Source organism: Corynebacterium antarcticum, from assembly GCF_016595285.2.
GTDB lineage: Bacteria > Actinomycetota > Actinomycetes > Mycobacteriales > Mycobacteriaceae > Corynebacterium > Corynebacterium antarcticum.
Genome location: NZ_JAENIP020000001.1, coordinates 703,213 through 716,058, shown reverse-complemented (window position 1 = coordinate 716,058; position 12,846 = coordinate 703,213). Strand labels below are relative to the sequence as shown.

Here is a 12,846-nt window from a genome sequence, read left to right as displayed (position 1 = left end):
GCCGCGGTGATAGATCTCGCCTGGCACTCACTGACCCCGGAGAAGGCGGATGAGCTCGGTGACGGAGCCGATGACGTCGAGGAGTTCGAGACCCGTGCTCTGGAGGAGGTGGGGCTGACGGTGGAGCATCTCCGTCCCCGCTAGCGGTCGACCTACTTCAACCACGTCTTCGCCGGTGGTTACTCCGCCGGCTACTACCCCTGTCTCTGGGCCGAGGTCCTCGACGTGGACGGTTTCGACGACTTCATCGGGCAGGAGGCGGCGGGGGACGACTCATTCCCGGCGGCGGTCCGCGCAGCCGGGCGGAGGTTCTCGGATCTCGTCCTGTCCCGTGGTGGCGTCTCGTCCTGTCCCGTGGTGGCGCCGATGACTTCGGGGCCGCATTCGCCGTTTTCCGTGGAATTCGCAAAGATCCACTCCGCTTTTGGCTCTGAGTGGATCGCGAGAAGAGTATTTCACAAAAAGAAACAAAAATGACTTATGCTCCAATTTAATAACTTTAACCATTTAAAGAATGGATTATTTGTTATATTTTCAGGGCAGTTGGACTTCTACTAATGTATCGGGTAAAATGCAAAACGTTCCCGCTGTCCGCGTTGTCCGGTGAAAAAGTGTTTCCCCACCGTACAATCTCCAGGAAAAGAGTTTCCATGCGTTTTCGTCGCCTCACAGCCACTGCTATTGGCGTGGCTGTAATTGCTTCCACTGCTGTTGCCCCTGCTTCTGCCGCCATTGTCACGAAGACCGGTACCGCTTCTGATGGCAGAGCTGTCTGTGTCAAAGAGTTGACTGGCGTTGACTCGACATTATCCGGATTGATCATGATCTCTCGGCAACTCTCACTCAAGATCGTTGATCGGCCAATCGGAGATGCACGAACTCAGCAACTGCTAAGTGATCTGACTCGGCTGTCTTACCTATATCATCATAAGGAGGATACCTCATTCGTCGCCGAACGGAGGTATGAAAGGCAGCTGAAAGAAGCTGAAGAAAATATCTCCAATTTGGGTTTTTCTCCGGAATGGACACAGCTCATCGTTAAGTCCTATGTGCTGAATCCAAATATTTTCAGCGCAGCTAGAAATAACGCTGATAAGGCGCGGTACTTGGTTGATGAGAACGGAAAGTTGACCGATCTCCTATTCTTCAAGTGGTACGATGTGACGGATTATTCGGCTTTTGATGCTCTCTATGTTCTGGGCGATCAGGACACGATTTATACCAAGCTGCATAAATTGCTGGAATCGGAGGAATCATTCAATGAGTTTAAATCCAAGGGCTTGGATGAAGTGATTGATGATTTTGCTCTAGTGGGCACGGCGAAAGACAGGGAACTTTTCAATGAGATGTTCCCTGAATTCAGGGGTTATGTCAGTGACCTTCAGGGCCGTTCTTGGGCTGAAGTGGCTGCGGCTAAGGATCAACAACCGATTGACAGCTACGATTGGCAGTACAACCCGCAGGGAACCTGCAATCTCTGGTTGGATGGCAGCATAACCGCCGATGAGCTGAAGGATTACGTGGGTGACGCCGGTATGGTGTCTCTCAAGGATTCGCTTCCGTATCTGGTTCTGGGTGATGTGGAGCCGACCACCCCTGCGCCGACCACGGAATCGACCACCGCTGCGCCGACCACGGAATCGACCACCGCTGCGCCGACCACGGAATCGACCACCGCTGCGCCGACCACTGAATCGACCACCGCTGCGCCGACCACGGAATCGACCACCGCTGCGCCGACCACTGAATCGACCACCGCTGCGCCGACCACTGAATCGACGACCGCTGCGCCGACCACTAAGCCTGCTGCTGGTGTGAACGGCAGCTCCTTGAATACCGGGGGAAGTTCTGGTGGATCGAGTGCCGGATCCTCAGGAAAACTGAACGTAATGTCTGCCGCTGGTTCTTCTAGTGGTATCGGAATGATTGTTGGTCTATTAGGTGTGCTCGGTCTTCTCGGAGGATTCTTCGGCTGGTTGACTGGTGCTGTGAGTAGCGTATTTCCTAGCTTCTGCCTTCATGTAAAGGACCGCGCCTGACCTCCTTTAGGCCGTGTGAATACCCCGATAGTGCAGTGGATAACTCTACCGCTATCGGGGTATTCGTCGTATTGATTAGGGTCAGTGGTCAGGCTAATGAAAGCTCAGTGAAGCTTCTGCAGGGACTACCCTGTTGACGGTACACTCTCGGTATCATGGACATTCACGCGACGATCACCGGGATGCTCGACTGGATCGGGCAACGGCTCACCGGCGCGTCGTTGTGGATCCAGACGCCGTTGGTGATGGTTGCGGTGCTGCTGATCTGTGTCCCGCTGGCGGCGGTTCTGCTCAAGGTCGTCAACACCGCGGGGAACGCGTTGGAGCGGATCGCCGGGCGCGCCGACGGCAGAGTCGTACCGTCGCGGACCGTCCCGCGCCCGGAGCCTCAGGGCACCGCCGGGGTGCGCATCGTCTCCGTCTCCGAGCCCGTGGTTCCGGAGGACTAGACTGGTGGCAGGCAGCACCGCCGGACGGCGGACATGACGTTTCTACGAGAAAGCAGTGGCCGATATCCGCTATGAGTAACCAGGCACCGAAGAAGAAGCGCAACTACGGCCGTTCCCGTGTGAAGCTGGCCCTGGTGGCGCTCCTCCTGCTCGTGATCATCGGCTGGCTGGTCACCCTCATCTAGCCGTTCACGACACGAGGAAATGGAGGGACGGGCACGTGGTCATCCACGTACCCGCCCCTCTTCCACCGGGTTCAGCGCTTCGACGCCTCGGCCACGGCCCGGAACCACGGATTGTCGGGGAGATCCTCGATGAGGACCACATCCCCGGATCCGTCACAGAGCGGAACACACCAGTTCGGATAGAGCTCGTGTGTGGTGCCCGGCTGGTTCTGCGCTCGGACGTCCCCGACCATGTCGACCAGTGACGTGCACGCGAGCGCGGACGGGGTCCCGGCGATGTACCGGTGCATCCCTACGAGAAGCTCCCGGATCGGGCCACGGTCACCGCGGGCCGCGCCCTCGAAGCTGTGGCCCTCGACGGTGGTACCGGCGAAGCAACCGTGTTCCCGGATACGGGCGAGGACCTCGTTCTGCCACGCGAGATCCCCGCGGTCCTCCTCCTCCGGATCCGTGGTGAACAGGCCCAGCCGTTCCCGGAGCTGGATGTGCTCGCCCCGGAGCATCCCGGCGGTCGGGGGGAGATCGTGGGTGGTCACCGAGGTCAGTGCGAGCTCCCGGTAGCGGTCCTGACGGCGTGGCCCGGAGATCTCGGGGTCGTGCTCGAACCACAGGATCGAGGTGCCCATGATGCCGCGACCGCTCAGGACCTCCTGCACCCACGGTTCGAAGGTTCCCAGGTCCTCACCGATGACGACCGCCCCGGCCCGCTCGGCCTCGAGCGCGAGGATGCCGACGAGAGCCGCGTAGTCGTAGTGGACGTAGGTGCCGGTGGTCGGGGGCTGCATTCGTGGGATCCACCAGAGGCGGAACAGTCCGAGGACGTGATCGACCCGGATGCCTCCGGAGTGTCGCAGGACCGTGCGGAGCATGTCCCGCCAGGGGGCGTAGCCGCATTCGGCGAGCCGCTCCGGATGCCACGGCGGCTGCGACCAGTCCTGGCCCTGCTGGTTGTAGTCGTCCGGCGGTGCGCCGACGGATGCCGCCTGGACGAGAACGTCGGAGAGGTTCTCGGCGTCGGCGCCACCGGGGTGCACACCGACGGCGAGGTCGGCCATCACGCCGATGGACATACCCGCGTCCGTGGCGGCCTTCTGCGCTGATCGGAGCTGGTCGTCACAGATCCACTGGAGCCACCGGTAGAAGCCCGCGGCCTCCTCGACGGTGCGTTCCCGGGCGGCGTCGACGCCCGGGACCGTGCCTCCGGCGGCGAGAACCTCGAGTTCGCGGCGGGCGCACCAGGTGGCGAAGTCGTCGAGACCCCGGCCCTCCTTCTCCAGGTAGGTGGTGAATGCCTCCGCCCGGGACGGTGTCATCGGCAGCTCGTAGATCTCCCGCAGCGCCGAGAGCTTCGCCGCGTAGATCGGGTTCCGGTTGATCTCGTCCGGGGAGGTGTTGCAGGTCTTGAGTTTCGCTGCCGTGTCCTCGACACGGACCCGGTCGGTGGGGGAGAGGAGCCCGTATTCCTCGATGTCCTCGACGCGGATGTACAGCGGATTGGTGAACCGGCGCGTCGTCGGCAGGTAGGGGGAATCCTCCACCGGGGGGAACGGTTCCGCTGCGTGGAGGGGGTTGATGAGGAGGAAGTCGGCGCCCGCGTTCTCCGCCAGCGTGCGTCCGAGGTCGCGGAGGTCGCCGAAGTCTCCGATGCCCCAGCTGTCCCGGGATCTCGTCGAGTAGAGCTGCGCCATGACGCCCGCGACGGGGGTGCGCAGGTAGCGGTCGGAGGTGCTGAGTCGGGCCGGGGTGACTACGAGCCGGCAGGAGCCGCTGACTCCGCCGGTGGATTCCATGGACAGCGTGTGCCATCCGAGGGGGAGGTCGGTGGGTACCGCGAAGCTGGCTTCCCCCCAGGTGACACCGTCGATGGTGCGGGCCTCGACGAAGTTGTCCACCTGCTGCGGTGTGACGGTGCCCCCGTCCTCGAGGGTGATGGTCACGGTGACCGGCTCCCCGTCGTGCACGTGGACGGTGAACTCGTGGGGTTGTTCCGCGACCGTCACGACGCAGGGCGGGAGCGGGCGGGTGAACCGCGAGTCCAGATGGGCCTGACGCGCGGCGGCGAGGGACTCGGCGGTGGGTTCGCCCCCACCGCGGAGGATGTCCACCCCGAGTGCGGAGAGGGTCTTGGTCAGGGTGTCTTCCGATACCTCGACCAGTTCCCCTGCAGCGGTGTGGTAGCTGGTCGCCACCCCGTGGAGGTCTGCCAGGGACTTCAGCTCATTGATGTAGGTCACGGGCACCCATCTTGCCATCCCGCCGTGTCCGGCCGCACCCCTCACCCCGTGAGTGGACGCGCCCGAGCCGGAGGTGCCCGCCCTCCGGCGGGGCGGAGCGGGTAAATTCGTCGGGAGAGGCAATCAAATCGACGGCGGATTCCCGTCCACGGTTCTCAGCCGTGATTCGGGCGCACCGCTGCGGAAGGATCATCAGTGCAGGAATACTCAACCCCCGCGAAGTACGAGATCGGACCTGGTGAGACGTGTCTCACGGCGTTGATCGACCTGGTGAAGGTGCGTCCGTACGGGGTGATGTTCACCCGGCCGCAGAACTTCGAGTGGGTCAGTGTCACCGCCAGGGAGTTCCTGGACGAGGTCTACGAGGTGGCCAAGGGATTCATCGCGAACGGGGTGCAGCAGGGGGACCGCATCGCGCTGCTCAGTGACACCCGCTACGAGTGGGCGCTGCTGGACTTCGCCATCTGGGCGGCCGGAGCGGTCAGCGTCCCGATCTACGGCTCGTCGTCGCTGAGCCAGGTTCAGTGGATCATCGAGGACTCCGGGGCCGTGTTCGCCGTGACCGAGACCCGCGAGCACACCGAGCTGATGCGGCACCTGGAGCTCGGGCCGGACGGTTCGCCGTCCCTGAAGGGGTCGACCTCCCGGCTGCAGCGGATCCTGGAGATCAACGCCTCGGCGATCAACACCCTGAAGTTCGAGGGACGTCCGATCGAGGACTCGGCGGTCGAGGAGCGTATCGCCGCCACGAAGTCGGCGGATCTCGCGTCGCTCGTGTACACCTCGGGGACGACGGGGCGGCCCAAGGGCTGCCGGCTGACGCACCGCAACTGGCTGTCGGAGGCCCGTGCCCTGATGACGCATCCGGTGGGTGCGATCGCGGTGCCCGGAACCCGGGTCCTGACGTTCCTCCCGCTCGCGCACGTGTTCTCCCGTGCTGTGAGCCTCGCGATCACGATCTCGGGCGCCACCCAGTCGCACTGGTCCGATTTCTCGACGCTGTCGGTCGAGTTCCAGCGGGCGCGGCCGAACCTGATTCTCGGCGTTCCGCGAGTGTTCGAGAAGGTGCGCAACGGTGCCGCGGCGAACGCCCAGGACAACGGGCCCGTCCAGGGGGCGATGTTCCTCAAGGCGGAGAAGGTCGCACAGGACTACTCCAAGGCCCTGGACACGGAGGAGGGCCCCTCGCGGGCGCTGCGCCTGAAGCACAGGGCCTTCGACAAGCTCGTCTACTCGAAGATCCGTGAGGCCATGGGAGCGAGTGTGAAGTACTGCATCTCCGGTGGTTCGGCCATGACCCCGGATCTGGCGCACTTCTTCCGTGGCATCGGTGTGACGGTCTACGAGGGTTACGGCCTGACCGAGACCACCGCCGCCGTGGCGGTCAACTTCGAGGACAACGTCATCGGTTCGGTCGGCCGCCCGATCGGAGGTATGGCGGTCCGGGTGAATGAGGAGGGGGAGATCCTCGTCAAGGGCGAGATGGTCTTCGACGGCTACTGGCACAACGAGGAGGCCACCGAGGAATCCGTCGACGACGGCTGGTTCAACACGGGGGATCTGGGCGAGCTCCTGGATTCCGGGCACGTCGTGATCACGGGTCGCAAGAAGGATCTCATCGTCACCGCGAGCGGCAAGAACGTCTCTCCCGGCCCGATGGAGGACCGCCTGCGCAGCCACCCGCTGATCAGCCAGGCCCTGGTTGTCGGTGACGGCAAACCCTTCGTCGGCGTGCTCATCGCGCTGGACGAGGAGGCGTTCCGCCGCTGGAAGCTGACGCGGAACTTCCCGGAGTCGAAGTCGGTGGCCGACATGGTGACCGATCCGGTGCTCCGGGCCGAGATCCAGGACGCCATCAACGACTGCAACTCGACCGTGAGCCACGCCGAGGCGATCAAGAAGTTCTACATCCTGGACCGGGATCTGTCCGAGGAGGAGAACGAGCTGACGCCGACGATGAAGATCAAGCGCAACGTCGTGGCGCAGCGATTCAACGAGGAGATCCGCCAGCTGTACAAGCGCTAACACCGGCCGGTCGGGCCACACCCCCCGTAATCACACCCGCCACACCAGTAACATCGGTGTGGCGGGTGTGTCGTCGGCGGGGCACCCACACGAATCCGGAGAATGCGCTTAGAGTTCTGTAACCGGAGCACCCGCCACAGGTGGGGCCCGCAGATCATGACCGAAGCACCCGATTTTCCGGGCAGACCCACCGAGGAGCAGCCTTGCCACACTCTGACGCCCTGCTGCGCCACCGTGAGCTGACCCAGGAGGTCTACAACATCGGCGACGAGGTCGCGGAGTACATCGAGCACCTCGCACAGGCGATCGCGGACTACGACGAGGAACTCGTCGTCGACTGCCACGCGGAATTCGAGCTCATCATCGACGAGGCCCGCACGGACTCCAGGCGGACCGTCGCCGAGCTCATCGGACTCCGCCAGGCACTGACCTCCGGAATCCGTTCCGGATCCGTCAGCGTCCGCGGCGCCGTCGCCCGGACCCCCGTGGTCGAGCGGCCCGAACTCCTCGACGCCACCACCCTGACCACAATCCATCCGCTGTCCGGAACGCCGGTCATCGTCCGGGAACTCAGCGAATCACTGTGTTCCCGCACACGGGACGTCACCGCGCAGCTCGAGGACATCGTGGAATGGGTGCTCGACCAGACCGCCGTCGCCGCCGACGACCTCGACGCGGTCAGCCTGCCCCTGATGTTCGCCCACGCCCGGACTCTCGTCGTCGCCGCCGCCGACGGCTGGCTCACCACCGTCGCCCGTCAGCATCCCGCGTACTGCCGGACCATGCGCGGCAGCAACCCCCCGACGTTCCTGCTGGAGCGGGCCCGCGTCGACGCCGTCGTCGCCAGGGTCGCGCGCAAGCTCGCGCGTAACCGGGGTGCACACGGCGGTGGCTTCGCCTCGTGAGCGGAGCTTACCCGACGGTGCCCTTCGGGGTGTACGTCCACGTGCCCTTCTGCGCCAGCCGGTGCGGGTACTGCGACTTCAACACCTACACCCCCGGCGAACTCGGTACCGGGGCGGATCCGGAGAGCTACCTCGCCGCCCTCGACATCGAGCTCCGGCTCGCCGCGCGGCGGATGGACCGCGACGGGTTCCTCCGACCCGCGGAGACCGTCTTCGTCGGGGGCGGTACCCCGTCCATGCTGGGGGCCGACGGCCTGACCCGAATTCTGGACGGCGTCCGGACCCACATCGGCCTGACACCCGGCGCGGAGATCACCACCGAATCCAACCCGGAATCCACCTCGCCGGAGTTCTTCCACCGGTTGCGGGAGGCGGGATTCACCCGCGTCTCGCTGGGCATGCAGTCCGCGGCGGGCAACGTGCTCGCCGTCCTCGAACGCCGGCACACCCCCGGGCGCCCCGTCGCTGCGGCGCGCGAGGCCCGGGCGGCCGGATTCGAGCACGTCAACCTCGACATGATCTACGGCACCCCCACCGAGACCGACGATGATGTGCGCGCCACCCTCGACGCGATCCTGTCCGCCGAGGTCGACCACGTCTCCGCCTACTCGCTGATCGTCGAGGACGGCACCGCGATGGCCCGCAAGGTGAACAAGGGCCTGCTGCCCGCCCCCGACGAGGATGTGCTCGCCGACCGCTACCAGCTCATCGACGACGCCCTGCGTGGTGCCGGATTCGACTGGTACGAGGTCTCCAACTGGGCCCGCCCCGGCGGGGAATGCCGCCACAACATCGGCTACTGGCGCGACGGCGACTGGTGGGGCGCCGGCCCCGGCGCCCACTCCCACCTCGGTGGGGTCCGCTTCTTCAACGTCAAACACCCGCGGACCTACGCCGCGGCGTGCGCCCGCGGCGAGCTTCCGGTCAAGGACTCGGAGCAACTGTCCGACGCTGACCGGCACACCGAGAAGCTGATGCTCGGTCTCCGCCTCCACGACGGTGTCACCGAGACCGATCTGCGCCCCGGTTCCGAGCGGGTCGTCGCCGGGTACGTGGACTCCGGTCTGTTGTGCTGGATCGAGCGTGGGTACGGTGGGCGCAATCTCGCGCTCACCGACTCCGGAAGACTGCTCGCCGACGGCATCATCGCGGACATCCTCGTCGCCGAGGACTGAACCGCCCCGGAACCGCTCCGCGATCACTCGTGACGCAGTGCCTCGATGGGGTTGAGTCGGGCGGCGCGGGCGGCGGGGTAGAACCCGAAGAAACCGCCGATCGCGACGGAGAACCCCAGCGAGAACAGCACGCCCGCGACGGGCGGGAACACCAGCGTGCCCATCAGCTTCGCGCCCGTCACGCCGAGCGCCGTGCCGAGCAGCACCCCGATCACCCCGCCGATCAGGCAGATGATCATGGCCTCCACGAGGAACTGCAGCCGGATGTCGCGGTTCCTCGCGCCGAGAGCCTTGCGGATGCCGATCTCCCGGGTCCGTTCCGTGACGGTGACGAGCATGATGTTCATGACGCCGATGCCGCCGACGAGCAGGGAGATTCCGGCGATCACCGACAATCCGATGCTCAGGGAATCGATGACCTGACGGAAGGAGTCGATGTCCTTCTTCATGTCGGTGACCTTCGCCGTGAAGTCCGGGTCCGTCGTGTACTCGGCGGCCGCGAACTCCGACAGTTCCCGCCGGAACGACTCCTCGTCGGTCCCCGGAACGGGGCGCACCGACACCCTGGTCCATGCACCGGAGTCGCCGCCCAGCCGATCCTCCACCGACCACGGGACGTAGATCACCGGTGACTCACTTCCACCGTCGCCGAACAACCCGCCACCGGACGCTCTGCCGGTGACTCCGACGACCGTCAGCGAGATGATCCGACCGGTCGTGGTCTCGACGTCGACGGATTGTCCGGGTGCGCCGGCGGTGTCCCCGGCGAACAGTGCCGTGACGAGCTCCGGGGAGACCACCGCGACGGGTCGGGCGCCGGTGACGTCGTCGTCCGTGATGGAGCGGCCCGCGGTGACCCCGGTGGTCTTCATCGCGATGAAGTCGGGGTTCACCCCGTTGATCCGGGCACGCTTCGACGTCTCGGGGTGCCCGGTGGGACTGACGGTCCCGGAGTGCTCGGAGCCCTCACCGACCGGGATCCCGGCGAGCCGGCCGGGGAACCTCGTCCGCAGCCGGTCGAGGAGCTCGGGTGTGAGTTTCGACGCGGCTGGGACCGGGGTGGGGGAGAGCAGCGGATCACTCTCGTCGGCGGTACGCGACTCCACCTGCAGCGAGTAATCGTTCGCCCCGGAATCCGCGAGGCTCTTCACCAGCTGCGTCTTCAGTGAGGAACCGAGGGTCAGGACGATGATGACCGAGGTGATGCCGATGATCACGCCGAGGAGGGTGAGCAGCGCCCGCAGCTTGTTGCCGGCGATGCTGCCGACCGAGAGGCGGAGTGCTTCGTTGAAGTTCACTGGAGCAGGTCCCCCTCGGAGATGCGGCCGTCGCGCATGGTGACCACGCGGGTGGTCTCCGCGGCGAGCTCGGGATTGTGGGTGATGAACACGATGGTCTTGCCCCGGTTCCGGTTGAGATCGTGGAACATGTCCATGACCAGGCGCCCGGTGTGCGAGTCCAGGGCACCGGTCGGCTCGTCGGCGAGGATGAACTCCGGGTCGTTGGCCAGGGCGCGGGCGATCGCGACGCGCTGCTTCTGGCCGCCCGACAGTTCATTCGGGCGGTGGTCCATGCGCTGCCCCATGTCGACCATCTCTAGGAGTTCGGCGGCGCGGTCCGTGCGCTCCGCCCGCGGCACACCGGCGTACATCATCGGCATCTCGACGTTGCGCCGCGCGCTGATCCGGCCGATGAGGTTGAAGTTCTGGAAAACGAACCCGATCGCCCTGCTGCGGTGCTCCGACAGGGCATCGCTGTCCAGGCTCCGCGTGTCGACGCCCGCGAGGCTGTAGCTGCCCGACGTGGGCCGGTCGAGCAGCCCGATGATGTTCATCAGCGTCGACTTGCCCGAACCCGAGGCGCCCACCACAGAGACGAATTCGCCGTGCTCCACGGTGAAGTCACATCCCGGCAGAACCGTCAGTTCCCCCTCGGTACCGATGTTGTAGGTCTTGACGATGTCCCGCATCTCCACCAGCGGGCTCATGCCTCGTCCCCGAGCGTGACAGTGGCTCCCAGCAGCTCACGGCGGGTCGAACCCTGGCTGATCACCGTCTCGCCCTTCTTCAGCTCGCCACCGGTGACGGCGACGGTGACATCCCCCTCGGTGCCGGTCTCCACGCGACGCTCCTCCACGGTGCCCCTCGAACCCGGGCCCTCTGCTCCGGCGACGACGAGAACCGCCTTCGTGCCGTCGGCCCGCTCGAACACCGCCTCCCGCGGCACCGCCAGGCCGCCCTTGTCCGCGGCCAGCACGATCCGGACGCGGGCGCTGCCGCCGATCCGGAGATCCTTCGTGTCCCCGTCGATCGTGATCTCCACAGGGAAGGTCGGACGCTGCGCACCGGCGGACGGGGCGGCGCCCGCAGCGCCCGGCTGCTGCGCGGCGGGGCCACCGCCGGGCACACCGGCCACGGGAGACACCCGCGACACTTTTCCGCGGAACGTCTTCCCGCCGGTGGCGGCCGTGGTGAACGTGACCTCGGCGCCGGGCCTGAGGTCGGCGACGTCGATCTCCGGGACCTCGGTGTGCAGGATCATCCCGGAATCATCCGCGAGCGTGAGCACCGACCCTGCGACGGGGCGACCGACCTCCGACCCGACGTTCACCACCACGCCGGTGAACGGTGCCCGGATCTCACTCGCGTTGATGTCCCGCGTCAGGTGGTCGGTTCCCTGGCCCACTGACTCCCGTGCTGCCTGCGCGGCGCGGCGGGCCTGCTCCGCACCACTGGCCAGGGAATCCAGCTGCTGCCGGGCCGTCAACTTCGCCGACTCCACCGACACCGTGGCCTCCTTCTTCGCCTCGAAGGTCGCCGCGACCTGCCGCTGCGCCTCCGCCAGATCGCGGTCCACCGCCTTGAGCGCTGTCGTGTAGGCCTCCTGACGGTTGCTCAGCTCCTTCACCGAGTTCTGCAGCGCGGTGGCCGCCTCCACCGTGCCGATGTGGGTGGTCATCGACTGCTGCACCCCTTCGACGGAAGGCTCCGTCTGGAGGAGCGCAGCCGCGGAGGCGACCCCGGAACGTGCGAGATTGATCTCGCCGTTGAGCACCTGGTTGCGGGACTCCTCCAGGGCGCGCTGCTGCTCCACCAGTCGCGGATCCCGGCCGTCCGCGGCGTCGGCCTTCTTCGCCTCGAACGCGCGGATCGCATCCTCGTGCGCGGCCGTCGCCGTCCGGAGGGCCGCCTGCGCGGCGTTCACCTCGGGGTTCAGCGACTGATCCAGGCTCTCCCTGTACTGCCGGTGCCTCTGCTCCGCCTGTTCGACGGAATTGAGCTCCGAGGTCAGCGTCGTGGCCTGCTGCGACCTCTGGTTCGCCAGCTCCCGCTGCACGGAGGAAACGTCGACCGTCGCCAGCAGCTGCCCCTCCTCGACCCGGTCCCCGGTGGCCACCGACAGGGAGGTCAGCGGGCCGGTGAGCGCGGTGGTCACTGCCTCCGTCCGCGCGGCCGCCACCGTCGCACTGGTCTGCACCGCCCGGGTCACGTCCTCGACCTCCGCGGTCCGGTACTCGTGTGCCGCCAGTACGGTGCCGTCGCCACCTCCGGAGCATCCGGTGAGGGCCAGGCACAACGCGGCGGCCGCGCCGGTGAACAGGCGGCGTGGTCGGGTGAAGCGGAGGACGGTCGGTAGTGACATCGGGAACCAGGGCCTTTCGGTCTTTCGGATACTGCGACCCGCACAGGTCGGCTGCGAAGTCACGCTAGGGGACAATCCCGGGACAGACCCGGGAGGACCCTGGAGGAAACCTGTGGACCTCCACCGGGCCCTATACTGGGGAGAGAAGATCACACGGAGCGGACCGGTTGCGGAGAGGCCGGACACGTGGTC

Annotated in this window: 10 protein-coding genes and 1 pseudogene; 7 read left to right on the top strand and 4 right to left on the bottom strand. The window is 65.9% G+C overall.

The features are described from left to right. The first annotated feature begins 6 nt into the window (after positions 1 to 6). From JIM95_RS03165 to JIM95_RS03150, 4 genes and pseudogenes are all read left to right on the top strand, one after another. Positions 7 to 144: a hypothetical protein gene (locus JIM95_RS03165; protein WP_200260866.1), complete on the top strand. Its 138-nt coding sequence runs from the start codon at positions 7 to 9 to the stop codon at positions 142 to 144. A 66-nt stretch (positions 145 to 210) separates the two neighbouring features. After that, positions 211 to 477 (top strand): annotated as a pseudogene (locus JIM95_RS03160) (hypothetical protein); the annotation flags it as partial. A 173-nt stretch (positions 478 to 650) separates the two neighbouring features. Next, positions 651 to 2,039: a hypothetical protein gene (locus JIM95_RS03155; protein ID WP_200260869.1), complete on the top strand. Its 1,389-nt coding sequence runs from the start codon at positions 651 to 653 to the stop codon at positions 2,037 to 2,039. 155 nt (positions 2,040 to 2,194) lie between these two features. Then, positions 2,195 to 2,488 carry a hypothetical protein gene (locus tag JIM95_RS03150; RefSeq protein ID WP_200260873.1) on the top strand — a complete coding sequence of 98 codons (294 nt, stop codon included), beginning with the start codon at positions 2,195 to 2,197 and terminating at the stop codon, positions 2,486 to 2,488. A gap of 256 nt (positions 2,489 to 2,744) precedes the next feature. Here JIM95_RS03150 and malQ read toward each other — a convergent pair whose 3' ends face one another. Continuing rightward, positions 2,745 to 4,907 (bottom strand): 4-alpha-glucanotransferase, encoded by a 2,163-nt coding sequence (gene malQ / locus JIM95_RS03145; RefSeq protein ID WP_248702934.1) that lies wholly within the window; start codon positions 4,905 to 4,907, stop codon positions 2,745 to 2,747. 195 nt (positions 4,908 to 5,102) lie between these two features. Here malQ and JIM95_RS03140 point away from each other — a divergent pair, with 195 nt between their 5' ends. The 3 genes from JIM95_RS03140 (at position 5,103) to hemW (ending at position 9,012) form a co-directional block, all read left to right on the top strand. Then, on the top strand, positions 5,103 to 6,932 hold the full coding sequence (locus JIM95_RS03140) for an AMP-dependent synthetase/ligase (protein WP_200260880.1): 1,830 nt from the start codon (positions 5,103 to 5,105) through the stop codon (positions 6,930 to 6,932). A gap of 203 nt (positions 6,933 to 7,135) precedes the next feature. Next, positions 7,136 to 7,837: a hypothetical protein gene (locus JIM95_RS03135; RefSeq protein ID WP_200260883.1), complete on the top strand. Its 702-nt coding sequence runs from the start codon at positions 7,136 to 7,138 to the stop codon at positions 7,835 to 7,837. Beyond that, on the top strand, positions 7,834 to 9,012 hold the full coding sequence (gene hemW / locus JIM95_RS03130) for a radical SAM family heme chaperone HemW (RefSeq protein ID WP_248702933.1): 1,179 nt from the start codon (positions 7,834 to 7,836) through the stop codon (positions 9,010 to 9,012). Before JIM95_RS03135 ends, hemW begins: the two co-directional genes overlap by 4 nt. A 23-nt stretch (positions 9,013 to 9,035) precedes the next feature. Here the strand turns inward: hemW and JIM95_RS03125 are convergent, their stop codons facing one another. Genes JIM95_RS03125 through JIM95_RS03115 form a run of 3 tightly spaced genes read right to left on the bottom strand, consistent with a single transcriptional unit; the run spans position 9,036 to position 12,654 of the window. Then, positions 9,036 to 10,310, bottom strand: a complete 1,275-nt coding sequence (locus JIM95_RS03125; RefSeq protein ID WP_200260886.1) for an ABC transporter permease — start codon at positions 10,308 to 10,310, stop codon at positions 9,036 to 9,038. Continuing rightward, positions 10,307 to 10,999: an ABC transporter ATP-binding protein gene (locus JIM95_RS03120; protein WP_234034765.1), complete on the bottom strand. Its 693-nt coding sequence runs from the start codon at positions 10,997 to 10,999 to the stop codon at positions 10,307 to 10,309. Before JIM95_RS03120 ends, JIM95_RS03125 begins: the two co-directional genes overlap by 4 nt. Next, positions 10,996 to 12,654, bottom strand: a complete 1,659-nt coding sequence (locus tag JIM95_RS03115) for an efflux RND transporter periplasmic adaptor subunit (protein WP_200260889.1) — start codon at positions 12,652 to 12,654, stop codon at positions 10,996 to 10,998. The genes JIM95_RS03120 and JIM95_RS03115 overlap by 4 nt, the downstream gene beginning before the upstream one ends. Between the last annotated feature and the right edge of the window lie 192 nt (positions 12,655 to 12,846).